General features: G+C 58.8%; 27 protein-coding genes and 1 tRNA gene. 4 read left to right on the top strand and 24 right to left on the bottom strand.

Annotated features, from left to right (window positions below):
* Positions 1–37 precede the first annotated feature (37 nt).
* The 3 genes from HMPREF1147_RS06910 to HMPREF1147_RS06920 form a co-directional block, all read right to left on the bottom strand.
* Positions 38–1,483, bottom strand: coding sequence for a DUF438 domain-containing protein (locus HMPREF1147_RS06910; protein WP_009658254.1), 1,446 nt, complete (start codon positions 1,481–1,483; stop codon positions 38–40).
* Between the two features lie 227 nt (positions 1,484–1,710).
* Positions 1,711–2,109: a biopolymer transporter ExbD gene (locus HMPREF1147_RS06915; protein WP_009350558.1), complete on the bottom strand. Its 399-nt coding sequence runs from the start codon at positions 2,107–2,109 to the stop codon at positions 1,711–1,713.
* Positions 2,106–2,795 carry a MotA/TolQ/ExbB proton channel family protein gene (locus HMPREF1147_RS06920; protein ID WP_009658269.1) on the bottom strand — a complete coding sequence of 230 codons (690 nt, stop codon included), beginning with the start codon at positions 2,793–2,795 and terminating at the stop codon, positions 2,106–2,108. The genes HMPREF1147_RS06915 and HMPREF1147_RS06920 overlap by 4 nt, the downstream gene beginning before the upstream one ends.
* 219 nt (positions 2,796–3,014) lie before the next feature.
* Here HMPREF1147_RS06920 and trpD point away from each other — a divergent pair, with 219 nt between their 5' ends.
* Both trpD and HMPREF1147_RS06930 read left to right on the top strand, forming a co-directional pair.
* Positions 3,015–4,037, top strand: a complete 1,023-nt coding sequence (trpD, locus tag HMPREF1147_RS06925) for an anthranilate phosphoribosyltransferase (RefSeq protein WP_009658273.1) — start codon at positions 3,015–3,017, stop codon at positions 4,035–4,037.
* Positions 4,038–4,051: 14 nt separating this feature from the next.
* Positions 4,052–4,999 carry a bile acid:sodium symporter family protein gene (locus HMPREF1147_RS06930; RefSeq protein ID WP_009658257.1) on the top strand — a complete coding sequence of 316 codons (948 nt, stop codon included), beginning with the start codon at positions 4,052–4,054 and terminating at the stop codon, positions 4,997–4,999.
* Between the two features lie 143 nt (positions 5,000–5,142).
* Here HMPREF1147_RS06930 and sdhB read toward each other — a convergent pair whose 3' ends face one another.
* The 12 genes from sdhB to murI form a co-directional block, all read right to left on the bottom strand.
* Positions 5,143–5,895, bottom strand: a complete 753-nt coding sequence (gene sdhB / locus HMPREF1147_RS06935; protein WP_009350553.1) for a succinate dehydrogenase iron-sulfur subunit — start codon at positions 5,893–5,895, stop codon at positions 5,143–5,145.
* A 15-nt stretch (positions 5,896–5,910) separates the two neighbouring features.
* Positions 5,911–7,722, bottom strand: coding sequence for a succinate dehydrogenase flavoprotein subunit (gene sdhA / locus HMPREF1147_RS06940; RefSeq protein ID WP_009350552.1), 1,812 nt, complete (start codon positions 7,720–7,722; stop codon positions 5,911–5,913).
* A 24-nt stretch (positions 7,723–7,746) separates the two neighbouring features.
* Positions 7,747–8,379 carry a succinate dehydrogenase gene (locus HMPREF1147_RS06945; protein ID WP_009350551.1) on the bottom strand — a complete coding sequence of 211 codons (633 nt, stop codon included), beginning with the start codon at positions 8,377–8,379 and terminating at the stop codon, positions 7,747–7,749.
* Between the two features lie 87 nt (positions 8,380–8,466).
* Entirely contained in the window at positions 8,467–9,024 is a 558-nt protein-coding gene (locus HMPREF1147_RS06950; protein WP_009350550.1) for a Fe-S-containing hydro-lyase, read from the bottom strand.
* A 39-nt stretch (positions 9,025–9,063) separates the two neighbouring features.
* A complete protein-coding gene (locus tag HMPREF1147_RS06955) occupies positions 9,064–9,906 on the bottom strand; it encodes a fumarate hydratase (protein ID WP_009658211.1) in 843 nt (280 codons plus the stop codon).
* Positions 9,907–10,212: 306 nt separating this feature from the next.
* A complete protein-coding gene (locus HMPREF1147_RS06960; protein WP_009658232.1) occupies positions 10,213–10,698 on the bottom strand; it encodes a metallophosphoesterase in 486 nt (161 codons plus the stop codon).
* Between the two features lie 48 nt (positions 10,699–10,746).
* Complete coding sequence (gene rdgB / locus HMPREF1147_RS06965) at positions 10,747–11,358, bottom strand: RdgB/HAM1 family non-canonical purine NTP pyrophosphatase (RefSeq protein WP_009658225.1); 612 nt, start codon at positions 11,356–11,358, stop codon at positions 10,747–10,749.
* Positions 11,359–11,360: 2 nt separating this feature from the next.
* The gene (rph, locus tag HMPREF1147_RS06970) at positions 11,361–12,107 is read right to left on the bottom strand and encodes a ribonuclease PH (protein WP_009658279.1); all 747 of its coding nucleotides are present in this window, start codon (positions 12,105–12,107) and stop codon (positions 11,361–11,363) included.
* Positions 12,108–12,223: 116 nt separating this feature from the next.
* Positions 12,224–12,886 (bottom strand): coenzyme F420-0:L-glutamate ligase, encoded by a 663-nt coding sequence (locus HMPREF1147_RS06975; RefSeq protein ID WP_009658263.1) that lies wholly within the window; start codon positions 12,884–12,886, stop codon positions 12,224–12,226.
* Positions 12,879–13,448 carry a hypothetical protein gene (locus HMPREF1147_RS06980; protein ID WP_009658271.1) on the bottom strand — a complete coding sequence of 190 codons (570 nt, stop codon included), beginning with the start codon at positions 13,446–13,448 and terminating at the stop codon, positions 12,879–12,881. The genes HMPREF1147_RS06975 and HMPREF1147_RS06980 overlap by 8 nt, the downstream gene beginning before the upstream one ends.
* On the bottom strand, positions 13,441–13,875 hold the full coding sequence (locus HMPREF1147_RS06985; protein WP_009438750.1) for a thioesterase family protein: 435 nt from the start codon (positions 13,873–13,875) through the stop codon (positions 13,441–13,443). The genes HMPREF1147_RS06980 and HMPREF1147_RS06985 overlap by 8 nt, the downstream gene beginning before the upstream one ends.
* A gap of 15 nt (positions 13,876–13,890) precedes the next feature.
* The gene (murI, locus tag HMPREF1147_RS06990; protein ID WP_009658267.1) at positions 13,891–14,679 is read right to left on the bottom strand and encodes a glutamate racemase; all 789 of its coding nucleotides are present in this window, start codon (positions 14,677–14,679) and stop codon (positions 13,891–13,893) included.
* Between the two features lie 133 nt (positions 14,680–14,812).
* Here murI and brnQ point away from each other — a divergent pair, with 133 nt between their 5' ends.
* The gene (gene brnQ, locus HMPREF1147_RS06995; protein ID WP_009658282.1) at positions 14,813–16,171 is read left to right on the top strand and encodes a branched-chain amino acid transport system II carrier protein; all 1,359 of its coding nucleotides are present in this window, start codon (positions 14,813–14,815) and stop codon (positions 16,169–16,171) included.
* Positions 16,172–16,237: 66 nt separating this feature from the next.
* Positions 16,238–16,326 (top strand) — tRNA-Ser (locus tag HMPREF1147_RS07000).
* Between the two features lie 73 nt (positions 16,327–16,399).
* On the opposite strand, the gene upp is transcribed toward HMPREF1147_RS07000, so the two are convergent.
* The 9 genes from upp to HMPREF1147_RS07045 form a co-directional block, all read right to left on the bottom strand.
* Positions 16,400–17,056, bottom strand: a complete 657-nt coding sequence (gene upp / locus HMPREF1147_RS07005; protein WP_009658281.1) for a uracil phosphoribosyltransferase — start codon at positions 17,054–17,056, stop codon at positions 16,400–16,402.
* 43 nt (positions 17,057–17,099) lie between these two features.
* The gene (gene glyA, locus HMPREF1147_RS07010; protein WP_009658278.1) at positions 17,100–18,347 is read right to left on the bottom strand and encodes a serine hydroxymethyltransferase; all 1,248 of its coding nucleotides are present in this window, start codon (positions 18,345–18,347) and stop codon (positions 17,100–17,102) included.
* A 12-nt stretch (positions 18,348–18,359) separates the two neighbouring features.
* Positions 18,360–18,809 (bottom strand): ribose 5-phosphate isomerase B, encoded by a 450-nt coding sequence (rpiB, locus tag HMPREF1147_RS07015; protein WP_009350538.1) that lies wholly within the window; start codon positions 18,807–18,809, stop codon positions 18,360–18,362.
* A gap of 81 nt (positions 18,810–18,890) precedes the next feature.
* Positions 18,891–19,733 carry a metal ABC transporter permease gene (locus tag HMPREF1147_RS07020; RefSeq protein WP_009438634.1) on the bottom strand — a complete coding sequence of 281 codons (843 nt, stop codon included), beginning with the start codon at positions 19,731–19,733 and terminating at the stop codon, positions 18,891–18,893.
* Positions 19,724–20,530, bottom strand: a complete 807-nt coding sequence (locus tag HMPREF1147_RS07025) for a metal ABC transporter ATP-binding protein (RefSeq protein WP_009438917.1) — start codon at positions 20,528–20,530, stop codon at positions 19,724–19,726. The genes HMPREF1147_RS07020 and HMPREF1147_RS07025 overlap by 10 nt, the downstream gene beginning before the upstream one ends.
* A gap of 19 nt (positions 20,531–20,549) precedes the next feature.
* A complete protein-coding gene (locus tag HMPREF1147_RS07030; protein ID WP_009658256.1) occupies positions 20,550–21,287 on the bottom strand; it encodes an ABC transporter permease in 738 nt (245 codons plus the stop codon).
* Positions 21,287–22,174 carry an ABC transporter ATP-binding protein gene (locus tag HMPREF1147_RS07035; protein ID WP_198002983.1) on the bottom strand — a complete coding sequence of 296 codons (888 nt, stop codon included), beginning with the start codon at positions 22,172–22,174 and terminating at the stop codon, positions 21,287–21,289. The genes HMPREF1147_RS07030 and HMPREF1147_RS07035 overlap by 1 nt, the downstream gene beginning before the upstream one ends.
* Before the next feature lie 6 nt (positions 22,175–22,180).
* Entirely contained in the window at positions 22,181–23,167 is a 987-nt protein-coding gene (locus HMPREF1147_RS07040; protein ID WP_009438701.1) for a Gfo/Idh/MocA family protein, read from the bottom strand.
* Between the two features lie 136 nt (positions 23,168–23,303).
* Positions 23,304–24,296, bottom strand: a complete 993-nt coding sequence (locus HMPREF1147_RS07045; RefSeq protein ID WP_026761942.1) for a sirohydrochlorin cobaltochelatase — start codon at positions 24,294–24,296, stop codon at positions 23,304–23,306.
* Positions 24,297–24,404: the final 108 nt, after the last annotated feature.

A 24,404-nucleotide genomic window follows, 5' to 3' on the forward strand; every position in this document is an offset into this window, starting at 1 on the left:
CTGTCAAGCATTTTTCTTGACAGGGTTTATTTTTTGCTTAGCGGCGGAATTTCTCCAGCGGCTCAGCGTGATCCGTCACGAACTCCACTGTCCCCATGTAGTCTCCCGCCGCGTCGTAGAGCGCCTGATAGTGGACGCGGATGGGACGCTCGCGGATATATCGGTGCACGATCATCTGCGTGCGCTTCTTCGCCTTGAAGTCCGCGATGAGGTTGCGCACCACGGGGATGATCTCGGGCGGATGGCAGTTCATCACGTCGCGCCCGAGCGCCGACATGGGACGCGTAAATACCTGTCCCTCGTTGGTAAAGAAGCGTACCGTATCGTTCGCGTCGATGAATGTGATGTCCACGGGCAGCATTTTGAAAATTGCATTGAGCTGCTCCATCGACAGCTCGCCCGTCGGGAACTGGAGCTTGCCGTCGGCTGCGCCATCCGCAAGCCGCGCCGCCTCCTGATCGAGCCACGGCTGCGCCTGCTGCCATGGGGGGATGGCGACGCCGAACGAGACGCCCATATCCGGCAGGTCATGGTACATCCGATACCACTCAATCTCCGTAAAATAACGGAGGCTAAGTGGGAAAAGAATCTTCTCCTCCTTGAAAATCATCTCGCGGATTCGCTGCGTGAGGGCGCGCAGGCGTGCCTCATACATCGGCAAATTCTCCGAATCCTCCTTGAGCGCCTTGATAATCATGCTGAGCTCGCGTTTCATCTCGTCGTCGATGCCCCACATGACCTGCGAGGGTCCCGTGACGCCGTAGTCGTAGAGCACCGGCATCAGGAGCTCTTCCTTCTTGATATAGTGCATCCGCACATCGCCGAGGGCAAGTACATGCTCGAGCATCACGTCGGTGCGCTTCGCGCTGTCCAGCTCCGCCTCGATCGCATCGAGCAATGCGCCGAGCGCCGTGTTCTCCTCACGCAGGATCGAGAGCGGATGCCCTTCGGGCAGCGCATCAATGTCGTGGGGGTCGACGGAAGCCGCCTGCGCATGAATCTCATCGTGCGAGAGCGCCCCCGGAGGCGGTGCGGACGGCGTTCCGTGGAACAGCGCGGAATGCACATCGCAGAGGCGCTGCACTTCGGTGATCGGCATCCCCTCCTTGATAAGCGTCTGCTCCGCATCCATGATCTCGTGTGCCTCGACATGGCTGAACTCCTCGACGAAATCCTTACGTACGGATTCCAAGGCCTCGCCGCCCGAGAGCCGCTCGATGAATCCGCGCAGGCGTCCCTGCCGTGTCTGCCGATCGTCGCCGATCACCGTAAAACCGTGTTCCTCAAACGTCGCAATGACCTTATTGAGGTCGACGCCCTTGACCGCCGCACCGCGCGGGATCGTCATGATGCGCCCCATCACATTGAGCGCCACATCGCTCGTAATCTCGCGGAACCCAACATCCGCCATGATCTGCCGAACCTCGGGATACTCTCCGACCAAATCGGCGACCGTCTTTTTCAGATCCAAGACCTTTTCCATCGTCAAACTCCTTATATTATCTCTTGTTATGAATCTAAACTATGTGCACATTATAGCGCAGCGTTCCGAAAAAGACTGTAACCTTTGCTACAGGAAATTAGTTCAATAAAATGAAATTCACGGGGATTTGCTTGCCATAATCTCCCCCCTACATTTTAGGCGCTAAATATAAAATAGCCGCAGCATCTGCACAAAATGCGGATGCCGCAGCCTTATTGTCGGTTTCGTTATTCTGCCGCAAGCCCGAAGCGCGTGATGCCTTCCTTGCGGAATTTATCCAGCAGCTCCATGACACCGCTGTAATTCATATCCCCGTCCGCACGCACGACAACGGCGAACTTCGGATTCTTTTGGCTCTCCGTATGCGCGCGTCGCAGGAGCGTCGCCTCATCGATCTGTTTATCCTCGAGCCAGAGCGTGCCGTCCTTGCGCACGGTGACGAGATAGGTAACGTTCAGCTGCGTCTGCGCGGTCTGCGCCTTCGGCAGGTTGACGTCCACGGTCTTGAGGTTCACCATGTAGAGCGTGCTCATGATGAAGAACACGAGCAGGAAAAACATGATGTCGATCATGGGGATGATCATGACCTCGGGCTTATTAAATGCCCTTCTGTCGCGCAGTCTCATGCCTCATCACCTTCCGCCTGTCCGTCCGCGTGAATGGAGGTCTCGAGAACGCCCTTTACTCCCGCGGCGCGTGCAAGCTCAATGCGGTTGTTCTCGGCAACGGAGAAGCACATTTCCATGTCCGTAACGATGTTCTCAATGCGCTGTGAGAAGTATGCATGCACAGCCAGTGCGATGATGGCAACGCACAACCCCATTGCCGTGGCGATCAGAGCCTCGCCGACGCCGCCTGTGATCGCGCTCGGGTCACCCGCGTCGAGATTGAACACGCTGAACGTCGAGATCATCCCGCTGATCGTGCCCAGCAGACCGAGCAGCGGCGCCATGGTAACGACGACGCTCAGATAGTAGAGACGATTGCGGAATTTGGACAGCGCAATGCCGGACTGCACTTCCATATAGGAATTCATCTTGCGCGAATTCTTGCTGTTCTTTGAAATTGCGCTGAACAGAATATCCGAAATAGAGCCGCGCTTTACCTCTGTCAGCTGCACGGCTTCTTTGAACTGCCCATTCGCAATATGGAGCATAAACGCGTGGGCAAACCTCCGCCCCGCATCCGCCCCGGCGAAATAAAGCGCGCGCTCAATGGCGATAAATACGACAAAGATCGACGCCGCCAGCAGGAAGTACATAACCGTACCGCCCTGATGAAAAAAATGTATCCCCTGTGAAATATAATCCATAAATGCCACTTTTCCTTTCCGCCGTTCCTCCATGATGGCATCTGTGCCACCCCCGATTGCGTCACTATCTTACTATAATTTTGCATTTCCGTCAATGAAAACGGATTTCATTGCATATATACATCCAATGCATTTCACAACAAAATGGAAACTCCGGACATTTTATGCTATAATACTGACCTGTATTTAATGATGATACTTTCAAGGGGGCACACCGCAATGATAAAAGAAGCCATTCAAAAGATCGTGGATAAGAAGGATCTTTACTACGACGAAGCCTATGCCGTAATGAACGAGATCATGTCGGGAGAAACGTCCGCTGTGGAGAACGCCGCATATCTCGCTGCACTCTCGACCAAAAGCAGCGGCATGGAGACGATCGACGAGATCGCAGGCTCAGCTGCGGCGATGCGCAGCCATGCGGAACGCGTGCCACATGACGGCATGGAAGTCATCGACATTGTGGGAACAGGCGGCGATCACTCGGGCAGCATCAATGTCTCGACGACCGCCTCCTTCATCGCAGCAGCGGCGGGACTAAAGGTCTGCAAGCACGGCAACCGCGCCGCCTCGTCGAAATGCGGGACGGCAGACTGTCTTGAGGCGCTCGGCGTCGCCCTCGATCAGTCGCCAGAAAAGGTGCGTGAGGAGCTTGATACCGTCGGCATGGCATTTCTCTTTGCCCAACGCTATCATCAGTCAATGAAATACGTCGGTGCGATCCGCCGCGAGCTCGGCATCCGCACAGTGTTCAACATCCTAGGTCCCCTGACGAACCCGTCGCATCCTGAGTGTATGCTCCTCGGCGTCTACGGCGAGCACCTGCTCCGCCCGCTCGCCCGCGTCCTGCCGACACTCGGTGTGAAGCGTGCACTCATCGTGCACGGCACGGACGGCATGGACGAGATCTCCATCGGCGCACCGACGAAGATCCGCGAGATTGTGAACGGTCGTGAAAGTGCCTACGAGATCACCCCCGAGGACTTTGGCATTCCCCTTGCGGATAAATCCGCCATCCGCGGCGGCTCTCCTGAGGAGAACGCCGCCGTGACGCGCGGCATTCTCGCAGGAGAGATCACGGACGCACGTGCGAACGTCTGCCTGCTCAACGCAGGGGCAGCCGTCTACATCTACGGCGCCGCGTCCTCGATCGCTGAGGGAATCGCAGCCGCGCGGCAAACGATTGAAAACGGCAGTGCCGTGCGCAAACTCGAAGACTTTATCCGCCTTTCTAATTCATAAGGGGTCTTTCATCTATGCAGCTTTTGGAACAAATCAGCAATTTTGTTTCCCGTTTTATGGCGGTATTTGTCATCGCCATCGCCGCCGTTGCCCTTTTTCAGCCGTGGACATTCCTATGGACGGTGCCGTATATCACCATTCTCCTGGGCATTGTTATGTTCGGCATGGGCATGACGCTCCGTTTCGAGGATTTTCGGCTCGTATTGGAGCGTCCAAAAGACGTGCTTATCGGCACTGTCGCTCAGTTCGGCATCATGCCTCTCTTGGCGTGGATACTCGCACATGCTTTTTCCCTGCCGCCTGAGCTCGCCGCAGGCGTGATCCTCGTCGGCACCTGTCCCGGCGGCACCTCGTCCAACGTCATGACATATCTCGCACGCGGAGACGTCGCACTCTCCGTCTCCATGACGATGGCATCGACGATTCTCGCGCCGATCATGACACCGCTCCTCACACTTTGGCTCGCCGGGCAATGGATTGACATTCCCGCCGGGAAAATGATGATCTCCATTGCGCAAGTTGTCATCGCCCCGATCGTTCTCGGACTTCTCATCAATCACTTCTTTGAGCGTCCGGTACAAAAGGCGATCAAGGTGCTCCCGCTCATCTCCGTCGTCGCCATCGTCCTCATCGTCGGAGCTGTCGTCTCGGCAAATGCGGCGCGCATCATGGAGACGGGCGCGCTTATCATGGTCGTCGTCATGTGCCACAACCTGCTCGGCTATGCGCTTGGCTTTAGCGTTGCAAAGCTCCTGCATATGGACATGGCAAAGGTCAAGGCGGTCTCCATTGAGGTCGGTATGCAGAACTCCGGACTCGCCGCCTCCCTCGCCCTCCTGCACTTCGGCGCGGCAGCCGCGATCCCCGGCGCGCTCTTCAGCGTATGGCACAACATCTCCGGCTCACTCGCCGCAAATTATCTTTCCTCAAAAATGAAAAAATCTCCACGCGAAAAAATATAATTGCTAAAATAAATATAGGGCTGTAACGAAACAGCGTTTTTCGTACTTTCGTTACAGCCCTTTTCTTGATACAAAAAAGAGACTGCTGCGTGAAGGTTATTTCCTCCACGCGGCAGTCTCTTGTTGTCTGAACCGGCTTTGTTTTAATGGTTGAACATGTTGCGCAGTGCCTGCTTGTTGACCTCGCGGTTGAGCTGTGCGAGATGCTGCGTGAGCTTGATGCCCTTCGGGCAAACGCGCTCACAATTCTGGCTGTTGCCGCAGCTCGTGATGCCTCCCTTCTCCATAAGGACGTTCAGACGCTTCGGCGCGTCGAACTTCCCGAGCGGGTGCATGTTAAAGAGCAGCGTCTGCGCCGTCGGCGCGGGGCCGATGAAGTCGGACTGCGGGCCGACGTTCGGGCACGCTTCGAGACAGCAGCCGCAGGTCATGCAGTGCGACAGCTCGTAGCAGGTCTCCGCCGTGTACGGGTTCTGAATCGGCGCTTCGCGGTTGTCCCACGAACCGTCGACCTCGATCCATCCGTGGATGCGCTTGAGACTCTCGAACATGACCGTGCGGTCGATGAGCAGATCGCGGATGACCGGGAACGTGCGCGCAGGCTGAAGCCGAATCGGCTCCGTAAGATTGTCCACGAGCGCGCAGCACGCCTGCTGTGCCTTGCCGTTGATAACCATCATGCACGCGCCGCAGACCTTTTCGAGGCAGTTGCACTCCCACACTGGGGGCGGCACGCGCTTGCCGTCGATCGTCACGGGATTCTTCTGAATCTCCATGAGCGCCGCAACGACATTGAGACCGACGCGGTACTCAACTTCAAATTCCTGCGTATAAGGCTTTTCGGTAGGACCGTCCTGCCGCTCGACAATAAAACGTACTTTTCTCTGTTCTGCCATGGCTTCCGTCCTCCCTTACTCCTTCTTCGCAACGGCATAGTTGCGGGCGCGCGCCTTGATGAGCGAATGCTCGAAATCCATATAGCTGATGATCGGCTCTTCGGTCTGCGGATCGTAGTCCACAATCGTGGTCTTCATGAAGCGCTCATCGTCACGCCCGTAGAACATCAGCTCACCGTCCGCGTCCGTCTTGCGCTCGCCCTTGTCGTCGAGCAGGATCTTGGCGTGTGCGCCGCGGCTCTCGTCGCGGCAGCGTGCTGCCTTTGTGACCGCCATCGCGTACAGGATCATGTTGCGGAGCTGACGGACGAACATGACTTCCTGATTCGCCCATGTGCCGCGATCCGTCACGCCGATGTCATCCCAGCGCTTCAGAATCCCCTTGAGTTTTTCAAGGCAGATGTCGAGTCCCTTATTGTCGCGCTCGATGGACACATAATCGTACATGATCTCGCCCATCTCCTGATGGAGCTTGTGCGCGTTCTCGGGGCCGTCCATCGCGCGAATCTTGTCAAATTCGGCGACGGCTTCAAGGCGTGCCGTCTCCATCTCGTCCTCGGTCAGCGCCGTGCCGAGCTCACCGCTGCGTGCCCAGCGCAGTGCCTCGGGTCCCGCGATATAGCCGGAATATGCCGCTGAGAGGAGCGAGTTCGCACCAAGACGGTTCGCGCCGTGGTACTGATGATCGCACTCGCCCGCCGCCATGAGGCCGGGGATGTTCGTGTGATGGTTGCGGTCGACCCAAATGCCGCCCATGGAATAGTGCACGGACGGGAAGATCTCCATCGGCACTTTGCGCGGATCCTGACCGACGAACTCAGAGTACATCTCGAGAATGCCGCCGAGCTTGTGCTCGAGGTAGTCCGCAGGGATATGCGAAAGATCGAGGTAGACGCGGCGGTCATTGTTGACGCCGAGCCCCATATGAACGCAAACCTTGAAGATCGCGCGCGAAGCGACATCGCGCGGCACGAGGTTGCCGTACGCGGGGTACATCTCCTCGAGGAAGTACCACGGTTTTCCGTCCTTATACGTCCAAATCCGCCCGCCCTCACCGCGGCACGCCTCGGACATGAGGCGGTTCTTATCCGAGCCCGGAATCGCCGTCGGATGGATCTGAATGAACTCGGGATTGCCGATGTGCGCGCCCTGCTGATACGCGGAGGAGACCGCCGAGCCGTTGCAGATCGTGGACGCCGTGCAGCGGCCGAACACCTGCCCGGGGCCGCCCGTCGCGAGCATAACGACATCCCCCGGGAACGAACGAATCTCGTTCGAGTTCATATTCTGCGCGACGATGCCGCGGACGATGCCGTCCTTGTTCTTAATCGCGCGGATGTATTCCCAGAACTCGTATTTTTTGACCTTGCCCTTGACCTCCCAGCGACGCACCTGTTCGTCGAGTGCGTAGAGGAGCTGTTGACCGGTCGTCGAGCCGGCAAACACGGTGCGCTTGTTCTTCTGTCCGCCGAAATTGCGCAGATCGAGCACGCCCTCGGAGGTACGCGTAAAGGGAACGCCCATGCGGTCAAACATCTTCACGAGACGCGGCGCCGCTTCGACCATGCCCTTGACGGCGAGCTGATCCGCGAGGAAGTCGCCGCCGTAAACGGTGTCGTCGAAGTGCTCATAGACGCTGTCGTGCTCGCCCTTCGTATCCATGCAGGCATTCATGCCGCCCTGCGCGCAGAGCGAGTGCGAACGCTTCACCGGGCAGTAGGAAAAGAGATCGACCGTGCCGCCGCCTTCGCAGACCTTCATCGCCGCCAGCAGTCCCGCAAGACCGCCGCCGATGATGATCACCTTATTTTCAGGTACTTTAGCCATTATTACTCTCCTTTGCTGCAGTTTTTACATGAAATAGCTGCCCATGAAGGCGAGCGTCACGAGACTCATCAGTGTGCAGAGTCCCATCGCCATCGCGTTGATGACCGCCTGTGCGCGCGGGCCTTTGGCGATGCCCCACGTCATGCAGAACGTCGAGATGCCGTTGCAGAAATGGAAGATCGCCGCGATCATGCCGAGCGTATAGAGCACCGTGTGGAGGATGGCGTAGTCGCCCGTCACAAAATAGGTGTAGAGGAGGTCATAATTGATATGCGTCCCCATCATGCCTTTCTCCCAGATGCGCATGTAACCGACATGCCAAATGAGGAACGGAATGAGAATCCATGCGGTGTAGCGCTGCAAAGCGAACTGCCAGTTGCGGACATAGCCATAGTTGCCGGGGTTGTTCTTTGCCTGCGCCGCGATGTAAATACCGTAGATTGCGTGAAAGAGGAGCGGTACTGCAATAGCAAAGATCTCGAGACCGTAGAAAATCGGCTTTGGAATCAGCTCCATCATCGCCAGCGAATCATTGAACGCCTTTGCGCCGCCGAGCACCGTCGAATTCGTGAAGACGTGCTCGAAGAGGAACACGCCGACGACGACGAGACCGACCAATGAATGCAGCCGCCGCATGTAAAAGGTTGTGTGGAACATTTCATACCTCCTAAATATAATATAGACCCAAATGATTTGTCATGCGCCAAACCATCACCGTCAACATGATGCGGATCTTGCAGCGCCCTATTCCTTGCGGTAGGGTTTCTGCCCGATCTCGTAGAAGTCGTTGCCCTCGGAGTCAATGACAACGATGCAGGGGAAATCCTCAACCGTCAGCTTAGCCACCGCCTCGGGGCCGAGTTCTGGGTAGCCGACCACCTCGTATTTCTTGACGGACTTTGCAATCAGCGCCGCTGCGCCGCCGACGGCGGCAAAGTAGGTGACGCCGTTCTTCTTCATCGACTCGACAACTTCCTTCGAGCGCGAGCCCTTACCGACCATGCCCTTGATGCCCTGCTCAAGCATCGTCGGCGTGTAGGCGTCCATGCGTCCGGAGGTCGTCGGCCCGCAGGAGCCGATCGGATCGCCCGGCTTTGCAGGCGTAGGGCCGAGATAGTAGACAATCTGATCGTGCCAGTCGACCGGCAGCGGCTCGCCCTTTGCGAGCGCTTCGGTCATCGCCTTGTGCGCCGCGTCGCGGGCACTGATGATCGTGCCCGTGATGAGCACGCTGTCGCCCGCCTTCAGTTTACGGGACATCTCCTCGGTAAAGGGCGTGGTAATGCGAATACTTTCCGCCATAGCGCGTTCCTCCCTCAAAAATACACAGACAAAAGGCGATTACAGCACGCGATGCGCATGGCGCAGGGCATGACAGCAGATCGTGACCGCAACGGGGAGACCCGCGATGTGCGTTGCGCCCCATTCGATATTGACGGCGAGCGCCGTCGTCGTCCCGCCAAGCTGGGGACCGATGCCCGTCTTGTTGATCTCCTCAAGCAGCTCGTTCTCGAGCCGCGCATACTCGGGCATCGGGTGACGCTCGTCGATGGAGCGCGTCAGCGCCTTCTTCGAGAGCAGCGCCGCCTGATCCATCGTGCCGCCGATGCCGATGCCAACGACCATCGGGGGGCACGGGTTCGGTCCCGCGTGGCGGATGATGTCCATGACCGCCTTCTTGACGCCCTCGACGCCGTCTGCGGGCACGAGCATCTTCACGCCGGACTTGTTCTCCGAGCCAAAGCCCTTCGGCGCGATCGTGATGTCGATCTTGTCTCCCGGGACGATCTTCGTGTAGATGATGCCCGGCGTATTGTTCTGCGTATTCTTTCGGTTGAACAGCGGTTCGGCAACGACGGATTTGCGCAGGTATCCGTCCGTATAGCCCTTTGCGATCCCCTCGTTGATCGCATCCTCGAGCAGACCGTCCGTGATGTGGAGATCCTGCCCGACCTCTGCAAACACGATGGTCATGCCCGTATCCTGACAGTACGGACGATCCTCTGCGCGCGCGATCTCCGCGTTGCTGATGATCTGGTCGAGAACGACCTTGCCGACGGGCGACTCCTCCGTCTCTCTTCCTTTCTTGAGCCCCTCGTACACATCATTTGGGAGGTAATACGCCGCTTCCATACACATCTCGGCGACGTTCTCCGTGATTGCTTTTGCGTTTAGCTCTCGCAAAATAATCCCTCCTATAAATATAACTTATACACAGGTTAGTTAGACTATAACATATTTTTTTCAGGCTTTCAAGGCTTTGAAAATCCGCGTCAAGCCTTGAAAAATCTGAATCTCATTCACTTTCTCTAAAGGCCGTGCACGTGAATGCAATCATGAATTTCATTATTTATTTTTAGTTTTATCACGCATAAAAATAGCAATCAATAAAAATATTTTTATTGATTGCTATTTATTTCGAATTATATATATAACTTCTATATCTTATCATCTATATTTCGTATAAAATCCTCTCTGAAAAAAAAATTTTCATTCGATGCGAATGAGATTCACCCGGGGAGCTGTGCCTTCTTCCAAATCCATCAGCATGAAGGAGCCGCGCCGCTCGTCGCGCGGGCGTGCGATGCTGCCGGGATTGAGCACGGTGACGTCGCCGCGCTCCATATACGCAATGTGCGTATGCCCGTAGACAGCAATATCCGCGCCCGCCTCGCGCGCCGCGGCTGCAAAGCGCTCCGTCCCGTACTCCACGCGGAACAGGTGCCCGTGTGCGAGAAAGACGCGGTGTCCCGCAACATCGACGGAGGTCTCATGATACGCGCCGTCCTCATCGTAGTCGCAGTTGCCAAGGACGCATACGACGGGTTTTTCCGTCAGCAGCCGCAGCATCTCCGCATCCGCCGCGTGATCCCCCGCGTGCAGCCAAAGCTCCGCTTCCGCCGCGCCCGGCACGGCGAGCATATCCTCAAAGACGCGCACATTCCCATGACTGTCGCTGACCAGCCCGATCCTCATATTCCTCCGCCCCTTTCCACATCCTCACACATGATATTCACAAGCACATCACAAAATCCCGGCAAGCAGCTCCTTCATCTCGCGCAGCGCCGCCCCACGATGACTCACCGCGTGTTTTTCCGCAAGCGTCAGCTCCGCCATCGCCTTCCCGCGCGGCAGATAAAAATACGGATCGTAGCCAAATCCGCCCGTCCCGCGCGGCATGGGACGGATAAAGCCGCGGCAGACGCCCTCCGCCGTCAGCTCCCGCCCGTCCGCAAGAGTCAGCACGAGCGCGCAGCGATAGGATGCCGCTGCGTTCTCCTCCCCGCGCGCAGCAAGCTCCGAAACGAGTTTCGCATTGTTCGCCGTGTCGTCGCCATGCACGCCCGCATAGCGTGCCGAATAGACGCCCGGCGCGCCGTCGAGCGCATCCACGGCGAGCCCCGAGTCGTCCGCGAGCGCAGAGAGCCCCGTCTTTTCACGATAATAATACGCCTTGATGCGCGCATTCTCTAGGAACGTCGCGCCGTCTTCGACCGGTTCTCCAACCTCCGGCGCGTCCGGCAGCACCTCGTGCAGCCGAGAGAGCGGCACGAGACGCACGGGGAGCCCTTCGAACGCCTTCTCCATCTCACGGACTTTCCCCGCATTTGACGTTGCAATCAGGATCGTTTCCATCGTCAGCCCTCCCGCCCCGGCAGCCATGAAAGCGTCTCGCCGAGCGCCCTTTTCTGCACGTCGATGAGCTCTCGTATGCCGCGCTCGCCGAGATCGAGGAGCGCGTTCATCTCCGCGCGCGAGAACGCGCGCCCTTCGCCTGTCCCCTGCACCTCGATGAAGCTGCCCGCGCCCGTCATCACGAGATTCATATCAACCATCGCCTGAGCATCCTCTTCGTAGCAAATATCGAGCAGCGGCGTATTCTCCGCGCCGATGCCGACACTGACCGCCGCCGTGTAGTCGCGCACAGGGAAAACGCCGCGCTTCGTATAGAACGTCGCACACGCCTCAACGAGCGCAACAAACGCGCCTGTAATCGACGCCGTACGCGTGCCGCCATCCGCCTGCACGACGTCGCAGTCGATGTGAATCGTCCGCTCGCCGAGCGCGCGCGTATCCACCACCGCGCGTAGCGCGCGCCCGATGAGCCGCTGGATCTCCTGCGTGCGCCCCGTCTGACGTCCGCGCATCGCTTCGCGCGCCGTGCGCTCCGTTCCCGCGCCCGGGAGCATCGCATACTCCGCCGTGACCCAGCCCGTCCCGCTGCCTTTCAAAAAGAACGGCACGCGCTCCTCCACCGTCGCGGAGCACACAACGCGCGTATGCCCCATCTCGATGAGCGCAGATCCCGCCGGATACCGCTGATAGCCGCGCTCGATGCGTACGGGGCGCAGCTGATCGGGGCGTCTCAGATCTCTTCTCGGCATGAAATAAATCCCCTCTCGTCATTCATATCGTTCGTTCATCAAAAAAGCGAAACGCCGAAGTCTGCGCCGCCGCACATACTTCCTGCGTTCCGCTGCCACGGGGACGGGCGCGGCGTTTACGCCCTTTGTCCCTCCTGATACTGTCTATAATTCTTTATGATGCAGATCGGCGTCTTTTGCGAGGCGTTGCCGAACGGATTATCGAGCAGAAGCTGCGCCGCAAGTGCACCGTCGATGCCCGCCGAGACGCCCACGACGCGCGAGCGCTTCAGATCGTTGACGTCAGCGACCATCGCTCCGAACGCGCCGACGCGCTCCGTGATCTCCTGCGCCACGCGGTCGGGTTCGGCGGGACCGTAGACAATCGCCTTGTCGAACGGCGGCATCGTCCCCGTCACGTCGTCGATCATCGCGGCTTCTTTGCCGCCCCATTTGTAGAACATGCCGTTTTTCCCGACGAGCTTTGCGAGGAATCCTGCAAAGAGCGCCGCCGTCACACGCCATTTTCCCTCGACGTCCATGAGCGCCTGCATCCCGTGCGGACTCGCGAGACTCCCATAGTCGGGAATGAAGCGGCAGCAGAACTCCGCCATACCGGAAATTTCAAGTTCCTCCGGGAATACATAGCGATCCTGCGTAATGGCGACGACACTCTCGGCGCAGCAGACGAGATCGTCCCCCGTGACCTCTGCTCCGGCGTAGTATGCGATCGCCTCGGCGATGTCGTCCTCCTCGGTCAGGATGCGCGTCGGCACAGGGATAATATTGAACTCAGCCATGCTGCGCACCTCCTTCCTGCTGAAGCTCCACACCCGCAAGTGCGGCGATCTCGTCCGCCCCCATCATGATGATCGCTTTCTCGTAATGCACGGGCGTCCGCCCCGTCTCCTGATAGATGAGATCGGAGCGAAAATCGACGAGGTGCGCAATCGCATCCTCAAGCGCACGCCCGCCGCGCGGCTCGATGGAAAGCTTCAGTACGAGATTGATGCGCTCCTTCTTCTGAATCAGCACGGCTTCGAAATAATCATCCGCGCGCGGCGCGCCCTCGAGCTCCACCTTGCCGCGCACGAGCGCGCCGTCATACTGCTCATAGGGGAGCTGTACGCGCAGGATCGCGTCCATGATCGTTCCGCATTGTTTCCCCTCATTGACAACGGGAAGCGTCGCCGCAATGACAAGTCGCTCCGGCGTTCGCTCCGCAACGGAAAAGTCCGTCATTTCGTCAAGTTGCAGAACGATTTCTTCCCTGCCGAAATAGGCAAATACGATCTCTCTCAGCAGGAGAGGAAGCAATATCGCAAGAGCAATACAGTCTAATATAAGATTTAGTTCAGGCATCGATATTCCGCCCTTCTTTCTCCGCGCGCATCGCCGCCTCGAGCGGCTCATAAAACTCCTTCGGCAGGCGCGTGATATGCCCCGTATCCCGTTTCGTAAAGACGTTCTCCGACATGCCTGTGACGAGGAGCTCCCCCGCTTCATTGAGGATGCGGTAGGTGAACGCCATCTTCGCCTTGGTCAGCGCGGTCGCCGTCGTCTCAATGCGGAGCGTGTCGTCAAAATGCCCGGGCGCGTGAAACTCTGCCCCCACCTTGATGATGGGAAAGACATAGCCCGCGTCCATCAGTGCGCCGAGCGTGATGCCGATGCGCCGCAGGTACGCGACCCGCCCAATCTCGAACCAGCGGATATAGTTCGCGTGATGCACGACCTCCATCGCGTCCGTATCGTAAAAATTCACCCGATGTTCTACCGTGATCGGCATGAATGCTCCTTTCCGTCAGTTGATCAGCTCCATGCGCTCGGCACGGCTGATAAAGCTCTCGATGCGCGCAAGCTCCTGTGCCCCCGCAACGTGCCGTCCGGAGCGAAAGAACGTGCAGTGCGCCGTGCGCTCCCCCTCCGGCTGCGTTGTGAGTCCTGCGCGGCGCGCCAGTTCCTCCACCGTGCCGTCGTTGCCGTCGGCAAAGGTCATCGTCTGCGGCATAATCTCGCGCAGTGTGTCCTTAAAAAAATTAAAATGCGTACAGCCGAGCACGATCGCCGAGTACTGCGCAAGGTCGAACGGGGCCAACGCCGTGCGCAGATACTCCTCCACGTGCGGCGAGACGAACTCCTGATGTTCCGCGAACTCCACGAGACGCGGCAGCGGGAGCAGATCGACGAGATGATTTGCATCGTAGGTATTGATCAGGCGATGCAGCTTTTCCCCGCGCACGGTGATGGGCGTTCCCGTCACGAGCACGCGGCGCGTTCGGTCGGCATCGAGCGCCTTTTTCACGGCGGGCTCCATCCCAATGATGGGAATGTCGTAGCGGCGGCGCATTTCGTCCGCAGAGACAGACGTCGCCGTGTTGCACGCGATGACGATCGCCTCCACGCGCTCCTCCTCCACGAGGAAGCGGAAGGCGTCACGCACGAAGCCGCGCACCTCGTCGACCGTCTTTGTCCCATAGGGCACATGGTCGCGGTCTGCAAAGAACAGGAACTCCTCGTCCGGCAGTGCCCGGCGCGCGTGTCCGAGTACCGTCAGTCCTCCCAGCCCCGAGTCGAACAGGGCGATTCGCATACGCTCACAACTCCTTCCCGCACCGCATGATACAAGGTATATTATAGCAAGTAATTGTATCTTTGACAAATTCCTATTCTGCCTGTTATAATTTTACGACATTATTTTTCTATCACAAAAGAATGGATGAGCTATGAAACACCGTCTGCGCAAAAAAGAGTATATGTTTGTCGCCTCTATGCTGTTCGGGCTGCTCTTCGGCGCAGGCAATCTGATCTTCCCCGCCGCGATGGGACAGGCTGCGGCGCGCGAAATGCTCCCCGCACTCGTCGGGTTCTGCATCACGGGCGTCGGTCTGCCGCTCCTCGCCGTCGCCGCGATGGGACTCTCGGAGAGCGAGGATCTCTTTGCCATGGGAAGGAAGGTCGGCAGTGGCTTTGCCTACTTCTTCACCTGCGCGCTCTATCTTGCGATCGGTCCTCTCTTTGCGATCCCGCGCACTGCCACCGTCTCCTTTCAGGTGGGCGTCGTCCCCTTCGTCTCCCCGGAGGAGCAAAGTGCCGCGCTCCTCATCTTTTCCCTGCTATTTTTCGCCGTAACGCTCTACTTCGCCTTCCGCCCGTCCGGCATTTTGACCTGGGTGGGCAAGGTGCTCACGCCGCTCTTTTTATTCTTCCTCGGCATCCTCATCTGCGCCGCCGTGCTCGCTCCAATGGGCGATGCGACGGCGCTCATGCCGACCGTTGCTTACGAATCGCACAGCTTCTTCAAGGGACTGCTTGAGGGCTACAACACGATGGACGTGCTCGGCGTTCTCGCCTATGGCAACATCCTCATCCGCTCGATTCGCCTATTGGGACTTTCAGAGCCGCGCGATATTTCCTATGGGACAATCGTCTCCGGCTCGCTTGCCGCGTTCCTCATGGTCGTCATCTATGCCGCGCTCACCTACGTCGGTGCGCAGAGCCGCAGTATTTACGGCATCGATGCGAATGGCGGCGACGTGCTCCATCACATCGCGCTCTATTATTTTGGCGCGTTCGGCAGCATCCTGCTCGGTATCACGATCACGTTCGCCTGTCTCAAGACCTCCATCGGACTCATCACCGCGTGCAGTACCGCATTCGCGCAGCTCTTCCCGCGCGCGTGCTCCTACCGCGTCTATGTGATCTTGTTCTGCCTGTTCTCCTGCGCGGTCGCAAATGTGGGACTCAGCCGCATGATCGGCTACTCGCTGCCCGCACTCTATTTCCTCTATCCGATCTCGATGATGCTCATCGTCCTGTGTCTGCTCGAAGCACAAATCGGCTACCGGCGCAGCGTCTACATCTGCGGCATGATCGGTACGGGCATCGCCGCCGTGTTTGACCTCCTGCGCGCGCTGCCGCCGGGCATTCGGGAGATCCTGCCCGCCTATGACGCGCTCCGCGCTACGGGCGACATGCTCCCCTTTGCCGCGCTCGGCATGGGATGGGCGCTCCCCGCTGCCGTCGGCACACTGCTTGGTTACCTCCTCTCGCTGCAAAAGAAGGGACTGTCGCCCGCGAAATAATTTTCCCCGGTGCGCGCCTATTGACAGGAATCGCCCCTCTTTGCTAAAATAAAGACCGTTTCCCCCGGAGAGGTGTCCGAGCGGTTTAAGGAGCCGGTCTTGAAAACCGGTGATGCGGCAACGCACCGTGGGTTCGAATCCCACCCTCTCCGCCATATGAAGACGACAAACGGGGCTGATGTACGACTAGACATCGTACATCAGCCCCGTTTTTGTTATATGAACACTTTACAAAGTACCAAAAATACGGTCACCGGCGTCACCGAGTCCGGGAACAATGTAACCGTGTTCGTTGAGCCGGTCGTCGACGGCAGCGACATAGATGGGGACATCGGGATGGTCGGCGGCGACGCGGCGAATACCCTCGGGGGCGGAGACAAGACACATGAGGATGATGTTCTTCGCGCCTTTTTCCTTGAGCAGTGTCAGTGCCGCCGAGGCGCTGCCGCCCGTGGCGAGCATGGGGTCGGGGACGATGAGCGTGCGATCTTCGATGCCGGTCGGAAGTTTTGCATAGTATTCGACAGGCGCAAGAGTCTCAGGGTCGCGATAGAGCCCGATATGCCCAACGCGCGCGGCGGGCACGAGCGAGAGAATGCCGTCGAGCATCCCAAGACCTGCGCGCAGAATGGGAACAACACCGAGCTTCTTCCCCTCAAGCACCTGCGCCCGGCAGGGCGCGACGGGCGTCTCGATCTCGACGTCACGCAGCGGGAAGTCGCGCGTGATCTCATACGCCATGAGCATCGCGATCTCGGAGAGGAGTTCGCGGAACTCCTTCGTCCCCGTCTCCTTCATCCGCATGATGGTCAGCTTGTGCCGAATCAGCGGATGATCGACAATGTGCAGACTTGGTATTTCAGACGGGTGGAACGATTCAGCCATAAGGGGGACTTCCTTTCTTCTCTTGTTCGTCAAAACCGGCATTTTATTTATACAGCGGGTATTTTTTGCAAAGGGCGTCGACGCGCGCGCGTGCTTCGGCGCGGCGGCTCTCGTCTGCCGGCGCATCCAGCACATGTGCAATGATGCGCGCCACTTCGCGCATATCTTCCTCTTTGAATCCGCGCGTGGTGAGCGCGGGCGAGCCGAGACGGATACCGCTCGTGACGAACGGACTGCGCGGCTCAAACGGAATGGTATTGCGGTTCGCCGTGATATTGACCTCATCGAGGAGATTCTGCGCTTCCTTGCCCGTGATGTCCTTGCTCGTGAGATCGACGAGCATGACGTGTGTATCCGTGCCGCCCGAGACGATGCGGTAACCACGCTGCATGAGTTCGTCCGCGAGTGCGGCGGCGTTCTTTACGACCTGTGCGCCGTATTCCTTGAACGAGGGCTGCAGAGCTTCGCCGAGCGCGACTGCCTTTGCCGCGATGACGTGCATCAGGGGACCTCCCTGAATGCCGGGGAATACCGCCTTATTGATCTTCGCGCCGAGCGCCTCATCGCGCCCGAGGATCATGCCGCCGCGAGGTCCGCGCAGCGTCTTGTGTGTGGTCGTGGTCACGATGTCCGCATGGGGGACAGGGCTCGGATGCTCTCCTGCGGCAACAAGTCCCGCGATGTGCGCCATGTCGACCATGAAATACGCGCCGACCTTCTTTGCAATCGCACCGATGCGCTCAAAGTCGATGATGCGCGCGTAGGCGGACGCGCCCGCGATGATCATCTTCGGACGGTGCTCTTCGGCGAGACGTTCGAGCGCCGCATAGTCGATGCGCTCGGTTTCCTTATCGACGCCGTAGGGGATGACCTTGAAATACGAGCCGGAGATGTTGACGGGGCTGCCATGTGTCAGATGCCCACCGTCCGTGAGGTTCATGCCGAGAATAGTATCGCCCGGCGAGAGAAGTGCAAAGAACACCGCCATGTTCGCCTGTGCCCCAGAATGCGGCTGGACGTTCGCCCACGCGGCGCCGAACAGCTCCTTCGCGCGGTCGATCGCAAGCTGTTCCACGATATCAACGTATTCGCAGCCGCCATAGTAGCGCTTGCCGGGGTAGCCCTCGGCATATTTGTTCGTGAGAACGCTCCCCTGCGCCTCCATGACCGCGCGGCTGACGATGTTCTCCGAGGCGATCAGCTCGAGCTTCGTCCGCTGACGGTTCAGCTCCTTTTCGATTGCCTCAAATGCCTGCGCGTCCGCCTGTGCGAGACTGTCCATCATGCTCATGCAAAATTCTCCTTACGCTTCTTTATTCTCCAGTGCCATTATCTTCTCGATGCGCCGCATGTGGCGCCCGCCCTCGAACTCCGTGCGCATCCACGCGCGCACAATCTCGCCCGCCGGGCCAAAGCCGAGCACGCGCCCGCCGAGGACGAGCACGTTCGCATCGTTGTGCCGCCGCGACATCATCGCCGTGTAGACATCGCCGCAGAGCGCGGCGCGGATGCCGTCGATCTTATTCGCCGCGATCGAGATGCCGACGCCCGTGCCGCAGAGCAGGATGCCGCGGTCGGCGCGCCCGCTCGTGACGTCTGCGCAGACCTCGCGCGCGATGTCCGGGTAGTCCACCGCGTCCCTGCCGAACGTCCCTACATCCTTTACGTGTACGCCGTCGAACTCACGGAGCACCATCTTAACCTCGTCTTTGAGCTCCACTGCGCCATGATCGCTGCCGATCGTGATGTTCATAGGAACTTCCTCCTTTTCGATCTCTTATTTGTTTGGTATTTTAGCACAAAATTCTTAAAAAAAACAGAGTATTGACGCCCGTCACCGCCGATACCGTACGCGCACGGCGAGCGAGAGGAAAAATAAGATTGATGCGGTTGCCACGATGGACGCGCCCGCGGCGATGCCGAGCGTATAGGCAAAGAACAGTCCTGCGAGCCCGGAGACGAGCGCGGCGGAGACGGAGAGGACATGGTACTCCTTTACATTCCGGGCGAGGTTACGAGCCGCTGCGCCCGGCAGGACGAGGAGCGCGTTGATGATGAGGATGCCGACCCACTGGATGCTGACGGCGACGACGACGGCGAGCAGGACGGCGAACGCCGCCTCGACGGTAAAGACGGAAACGCCCCTGCTGCGCGCAAAAGACGGGTTCACGGAGAGGAGCAGCAGCCGGTTAAAGAGCAGCGCCCAGCCGCAGACGACGAGCACGTCCACGACAAGCAAGCCCGCTAGATCGGCGGGTGTGATGCTGAGGATGTCCCCGATGAGGAACGGCGAATATTTCGAAAATCCCCCGCCCCTGCTCATCAGCATCAGCCCGACGGCAATCGCGCTGGAGGAAAAGACACCGATAACGGTGTCCGCCGACGCCGCCGTGCGCCGCTTAATGTAGGTGATGAGGAGTGCAAACGCCGTGGAAAAAATCACGAGCGCGGCGAGCGGTGAGACGATCCCGACGATGGTGCCGACGGCGATACCCGTGAACGCACCGTGTCCGAGCGAGTCCGAGAAGAACGCCATGCGGCTCGAGACGACCATCGTGCTGAGCAGCCCAAAGAGCGGCGTCATGAGGAGCACCGCGAGTAGCGCATTTTTCATGAATGTATAGGAAATCCACGAGAACGGGAGCGCCGTCTCCATCGCATGATAGATCAGTTCCATGCCGCTCCCTCCTCCCGCGCGGCGCAGAGATGCCGCACATCCGGCAGAATACCGAAGATCTGCTCCATCTCCGGGTCAGCAAAGACCTCCGCGGGCGTCCCCAGTGCCGCAATCCCTCGGTTCATCAACACAACCCGATCCGCATGGCGCGCGACCATGCCGAGATCATGCGAGATGAGGAGGATGGCGAGATCCTCCTGCGCGCGCAGCTCCGCAACGATGTCGTAAAAGAGCATCAGCCCGCTCCGATCGACGCCCGAGACCGGCTCGTCGAGCAGAAGCAGGTTCGGCATGGGATCAAGCGCGAGCGCGAGGAGCACGCGCTGGAGCTCCCCGCCTGAGAGTGCGCCGAGGCGCCGGTCGATGAGGTGCGCCGCCCGGACGCGGGCGAGACTCTTCTCCGCGCGCACGCGGCAGCGTCCCGCCCCGCACAGCCAGACGGGACGCTGCGTCAGGCACGCCATGAAGAGATCCATGACGCTCGTCGGCGCGCTGACATCGAACCGCAGGTACTGCGGCACATAGCCGATGACGGGTTTCCCCGCCCGCCGATCGTCCGCGTCGACGAAACGCAGCGTCCCCGTGTGCGGCACCTCGCCGAGAACGGCGCGCAGGAGTGTGCTCTTGCCCGCGCCGTTGGGACCGATGACCGCCGTCAGCTCGCCGCAGTGGATATGCAGATTGACATGCGAAAAGACTTCAAACGTCCCGAACGAGACGCCGAAGTCTTCGATTTTGGTGCAGCAAAAATTCGCGCAGCCCGCCGCCGCACCTCTCTGATGAAAAAAGCGTTGCATGGGTATTCCTTACTAGAGTTTAGTCCGTGAGACGCCGAAATTTCCATGTGCCGAGCCACAGCCCAAAGAGGGCATATGCCGCGACCACCGCAAGCGACAGCGCGGAGAACTCGCCCGTCCCGCCGAGCGAGCGCAGGAGATGACTCGTATGCGTCAGCGGCAGGATCTCGACAAGCCACCGCACGATGTCCGGCAGCGCGCCCGTCGAGAAGAACGTCCCGCAGAGAAAGGACATCGGCATGAGGATGTAGAGGTTGACCTGCCCCATTTCCTCATAGGTCGTGATATACATCGCCGCGAGGAAGCCGACCTCGGCGAAGATCATGCAGTTCATGATGAGGACGAGCACAAAGAGCGGCGTGACGGCAAAATGCGCGCCGAAGAGACAGCTGAGCGCGATGATGATGACCGAAGAGATCATCCCGCGCAGCACCGCCCCCGCAACCTTGCCGATGACGAACGCATCGGGGCGGATCGGGGCGATGAGATACTCCTCAAGGCTCCGATGGTACATGCGCTCCGCGTGCACCGAGATGATGCCGTTAAAGCTGACGTTCATAGAGTTCATCGCGAGCAGCCCCGGCACGAGAAAGTCGAGATACGAACCGCTCCCGACGTCGATGCTCCGTCCGAGTCCCCACCCAAACGCGATGAGGAACATGAACGGCGAGACCATCCGGCTCAGCACATATTTCACAAGGCGACGCCGCAGGACAATCCAGTCCCGCCAAAACACCGTCCAAATATCGCCGCACATCAAAGCCCCTCCTTTCGCCCCGTCAGCTCGATGAACACGTCCTCGAGATTCGTTGGGCGCAGGAGCACACGCCGCATCCGCTCCTCGAGGAGACGCACATGCGCGCGCGCCTCCTCGCGCGTGTGGAAAAACCGGTAAGCGCGCCCGTCCTCCGCGTCCCACTCGACCGCAAAATCGCCGAGGTGCGCGCAGAAATCGCGCGGCGTCCGCAGATCGACGAGCAGTCCCTTATTGATGATGGCGACACGGTCGCAGAGCGCTTCCGCCTCCTCGATGTAATGCGTCGTCAGGAACACCGTCACCCCGCGCCGCGCGAGCTCGCGCACGAAGTCCCAAATGCGGCGGCGAATCTGCGGGTCGAGCGCGACCGTCGGCTCGTCGAGGAAGAGTACCTGCGGCTCGTGGATCAGCGCGCGTGCGATGAGCAGGCGACGGCTCATCCCGCCCGAGAGACGGCGCACCCCGTCGTTGCGCACCTCCGTCAGGGACATCTCGGCGAGCAGCCGCTCGATGCGCGCCGTCCGCTCCGCCGCCCCGATGTGATGGAGACGCGCGTGCAGCTCCAGATTCTGCCAAACGCTCAGCTCCTGGTCAAAATTCACATGCTGCGGCACAACGCCGATGCACTCCTTGATCGCCTGCGCGTCCGTCTCCGGATTTCGCCCGCCGATACGAATGCGCCCGCTCGTCGGGCGCGTCTGCATCGTGAGCATCCGGATGATGGTCGTCTTGCCCGCGCCGTTTGGCCCTAGCAGTCCGAACACCTCGCCCGCGCCGACCGAGAGAGAGATGCCTGCGACGGCAGTCTTCCACGATTTTTCCTGTGCTTCGTTCGTATGGGGAAATTTTTTAACGAGATCCTCCATCTCGATCATCATATCGCTCATGACGCACTAGTCCGCGCGGAACTGGATGCCCGCCAAATGGCGTGCCTTCTCCATCACTGCCATGACCTCGCGCGTTGTGCGCAGTCCCTCCTCCACGCGTGTATATTCGTCCCGCGCGTAGATACTGCGGAATGCCTCGAACTCGTGCGTCATGCGGTGTGCGTGTCGGTTCAGCGTATGCGTCTCAGGCGCGGCGCCGCGCAGGCATACCGTATAGGAGGCGAGTTCGTTCGGCGTCCCGTCGGCACGCAGCCACCCCGCCTCACCCTGTACCATGAAAAAGGACGGACTCGCGCTGTCCTTCGCCGCCGTGAGCGTCGCGAAAAACCCGTCATATCGCAGCGTCATAACCCCCGAGGTATCGATGCCGTTAAAGCCGATATTTGCAGTATAGGCAGCGCTCTGCGGACGACCAAACATAGAGATAATGAGTTCCAAATTATATACATTGAGATCATAGAGTGCGCCGCCCGAACATGCAGGATCGAACGCGGGCGCGACGTCCCGCGCGAGATAGCGGTCATAGCGGCTCGAATACTGGGAGAAATTTGCCTGTACTGCACGGACAAGCCCGAGATGCGGCAGCGCCTTGAGGAGCCCCTCGTAGTTCGGCAGGAACAGCGGCGTAACCGCCTCGAAAACGAAGCGGCGCCCCGCACGCGCGAGCGCGATCAGCTCTTCCGCCTCGGCGAGCGTTGACGTAAACGGTTTCTCGACGATCACATGCCAGCCCGACTCGACGGCGCGCCGCGCATAGTCAAAATGCGCGCTGTTGACGATGCCGAGATAGACAAAATTCGCTATATGTGACCGGAGCATTTCTTCATAGTCCGTCATGACCTGCGCGATACCAAACTCACGCGCGAGCTCCGCAGCTTTTTCTCTGCTGTGCGGACGCGCGCAGATGCACACGACCTCGATGCCCTGCACGGCACGCAGTGCGACGAGAGCCTCGCGCGCGATCATCCCTGTGCCGACGATTGAAAGTTTCATCCGTAAACTCCTTTGTATACGATAGATACTTTATTATAGCAGGGTGGGCGCGAAAAATGAAGAGCGCAGCAAAAAAGAGCCGCCGCACGCACTGTGCAGCAGCCCGATTTTATCTCTATATACTTAGATACTTATCTTATTTTTCAAGCGCATCCCACGCATCATTTGCACGATGGACATAGAGATCGCGGATCGCTGCGTTCTCACCAATACCATGCAGATAGGTGGATACCTTAAACCCTGCGGCTTCCAAAACAGACTTATGCGAATCCTTATCGTCGCCCGCCATATCGTTGTTGGCATGATCGCCTGCAACCATCATCATCGGCATGAGCGTAACGTTCTTGATGCCGGCTTTCTTGAGCTTTGGAATAACCGTTTCAAGGCTGGGCCAGCCCTCTACCGTGTAAACAAACACGTTATTATACTGCATCTCATCAATCTTTGCCTGAATGACGGAGTAATACGCATTCGACGGCTGCGGCGTTCCGTGTGCCATGATGAGCAGTGCATCGTGCTTGCCGCGGTCAGGGAACTGCGTGGCGAGCGCCTTAATCGCTTCGGTTACGTCATCAGACTGGTCTTCCTGTCCCTGCCAGTACATAAGAGACGTACCGCAGGTCATCTTCTTGAACTGTTCCTTGTAGTTATGGAATACGGCCGTCAGATAAGAATACTCCATACCCGGAATGACGTCGAGCGAGACAAGAGCCACACGGGAGTAGCCGTCTGCTTTGAGCTGTGCGAGCGCCTCTTCGGGGGTCGGATACTTCTTGCCCTCGTTCTTCGCGATGCGGTCAATGATGATATGGGAGGTGAATGCCGTGACGACCTTTACGCCCGGATGAGCCGCCCGAATAGCGTCCACCGTTGCCTCGATGGTCTTCTCCCGCGTGTCTTTGAACGTCGTACCAAAGCTCGCCACAACGATGGCATCCTTGTTCGTGTAATTCATCATCTGCGGGTTTTCATACTTCAGAACGCCGATCTGCGCAGCCTCCATCAGTGCAGGCGTCGCTGTCTTGACCTCCGGGTTCAGCTCATACGCCGCCTCAGCCGGAGTATAAGCAACCCCAAACATCGCGGAGCATGCAAGCGAAGCGACCAGCATTTTCTTCCAACTCTTCATCATAATTCCTCCCAACAGAAATATAAAAAGGCTTCCCCCGCCATAACGAGAAAGCCCTCCGATTCCATACAAAGAATCCGTGAGAGTCCCCTTCCCATCGCTCGCGGG

Source organism: Selenomonas sp. FOBRC9 (genome assembly GCF_000287655.1).
Taxonomy (GTDB): domain Bacteria; phylum Bacillota; class Negativicutes; order Selenomonadales; family Selenomonadaceae; genus Centipeda; species Centipeda artemidis.

Excerpts from the sequence above, each read along its gene's own strand:
- HMPREF1147_RS06910 (WP_009658254.1), bottom strand. The coding sequence starts at position 1,483 with ATGGAAAAGGTCTTGGATCTGAAAAAGACGGTCGCCGATTTGGTCGGA.
- HMPREF1147_RS06915 (WP_009350558.1), bottom strand. The coding sequence starts at position 2,109 with ATGAGACTGCGCGACAGAAGGGCATTTAATAAGCCCGAGGTCATGATC.
- HMPREF1147_RS06920 (WP_009658269.1), bottom strand. The coding sequence starts at position 2,795 with ATGGATTATATTTCACAGGGGATACATTTTTTTCATCAGGGCGGTACG.
- trpD (WP_009658273.1), top strand. The coding sequence starts at position 3,015 with ATGATAAAAGAAGCCATTCAAAAGATCGTGGATAAGAAGGATCTTTAC.
- HMPREF1147_RS06930 (WP_009658257.1), top strand. The coding sequence starts at position 4,052 with ATGCAGCTTTTGGAACAAATCAGCAATTTTGTTTCCCGTTTTATGGCG.
- sdhB (WP_009350553.1), bottom strand. The coding sequence starts at position 5,895 with ATGGCAGAACAGAGAAAAGTACGTTTTATTGTCGAGCGGCAGGACGGT.
- sdhA (WP_009350552.1), bottom strand. The coding sequence starts at position 7,722 with ATGGCTAAAGTACCTGAAAATAAGGTGATCATCATCGGCGGCGGTCTT.
- HMPREF1147_RS06945 (WP_009350551.1), bottom strand. The coding sequence starts at position 8,379 with ATGTTCCACACAACCTTTTACATGCGGCGGCTGCATTCATTGGTCGGT.
- HMPREF1147_RS06950 (WP_009350550.1), bottom strand. The coding sequence starts at position 9,024 with ATGGCGGAAAGTATTCGCATTACCACGCCCTTTACCGAGGAGATGTCC.
- HMPREF1147_RS06960 (WP_009658232.1), bottom strand. The coding sequence starts at position 10,698 with ATGAGGATCGGGCTGGTCAGCGACAGTCATGGGAATGTGCGCGTCTTT.
- rdgB (WP_009658225.1), bottom strand. The coding sequence starts at position 11,358 with ATGGAAACGATCCTGATTGCAACGTCAAATGCGGGGAAAGTCCGTGAG.
- rph (WP_009658279.1), bottom strand. The coding sequence starts at position 12,107 with ATGCCGAGAAGAGATCTGAGACGCCCCGATCAGCTGCGCCCCGTACGC.
- HMPREF1147_RS06975 (WP_009658263.1), bottom strand. The coding sequence starts at position 12,886 with ATGGCTGAGTTCAATATTATCCCTGTGCCGACGCGCATCCTGACCGAG.
- HMPREF1147_RS06980 (WP_009658271.1), bottom strand. The coding sequence starts at position 13,448 with ATGCCTGAACTAAATCTTATATTAGACTGTATTGCTCTTGCGATATTG.
- HMPREF1147_RS06985 (WP_009438750.1), bottom strand. The coding sequence starts at position 13,875 with ATGCCGATCACGGTAGAACATCGGGTGAATTTTTACGATACGGACGCG.
- murI (WP_009658267.1), bottom strand. The coding sequence starts at position 14,679 with ATGCGAATCGCCCTGTTCGACTCGGGGCTGGGAGGACTGACGGTACTC.
- brnQ (WP_009658282.1), top strand. The coding sequence starts at position 14,813 with ATGAAACACCGTCTGCGCAAAAAAGAGTATATGTTTGTCGCCTCTATG.
- upp (WP_009658281.1), bottom strand. The coding sequence starts at position 17,056 with ATGGCTGAATCGTTCCACCCGTCTGAAATACCAAGTCTGCACATTGTC.
- glyA (WP_009658278.1), bottom strand. The coding sequence starts at position 18,347 with ATGAGCATGATGGACAGTCTCGCACAGGCGGACGCGCAGGCATTTGAG.
- rpiB (WP_009350538.1), bottom strand. The coding sequence starts at position 18,809 with ATGAACATCACGATCGGCAGCGATCATGGCGCAGTGGAGCTCAAAGAC.
- HMPREF1147_RS07020 (WP_009438634.1), bottom strand. The coding sequence starts at position 19,733 with ATGGAACTGATCTATCATGCGATGGAGACGGCGCTCCCGTTCTCGTGG.
- HMPREF1147_RS07025 (WP_009438917.1), bottom strand. The coding sequence starts at position 20,530 with ATGCAACGCTTTTTTCATCAGAGAGGTGCGGCGGCGGGCTGCGCGAAT.
- HMPREF1147_RS07030 (WP_009658256.1), bottom strand. The coding sequence starts at position 21,287 with ATGTGCGGCGATATTTGGACGGTGTTTTGGCGGGACTGGATTGTCCTG.
- HMPREF1147_RS07035 (WP_198002983.1), bottom strand. The coding sequence starts at position 22,174 with ATGAGCGATATGATGATCGAGATGGAGGATCTCGTTAAAAAATTTCCC.
- HMPREF1147_RS07040 (WP_009438701.1), bottom strand. The coding sequence starts at position 23,167 with ATGAAACTTTCAATCGTCGGCACAGGGATGATCGCGCGCGAGGCTCTC.
- HMPREF1147_RS07045 (WP_026761942.1), bottom strand. The coding sequence starts at position 24,296 with ATGAAGAGTTGGAAGAAAATGCTGGTCGCTTCGCTTGCATGCTCCGCG.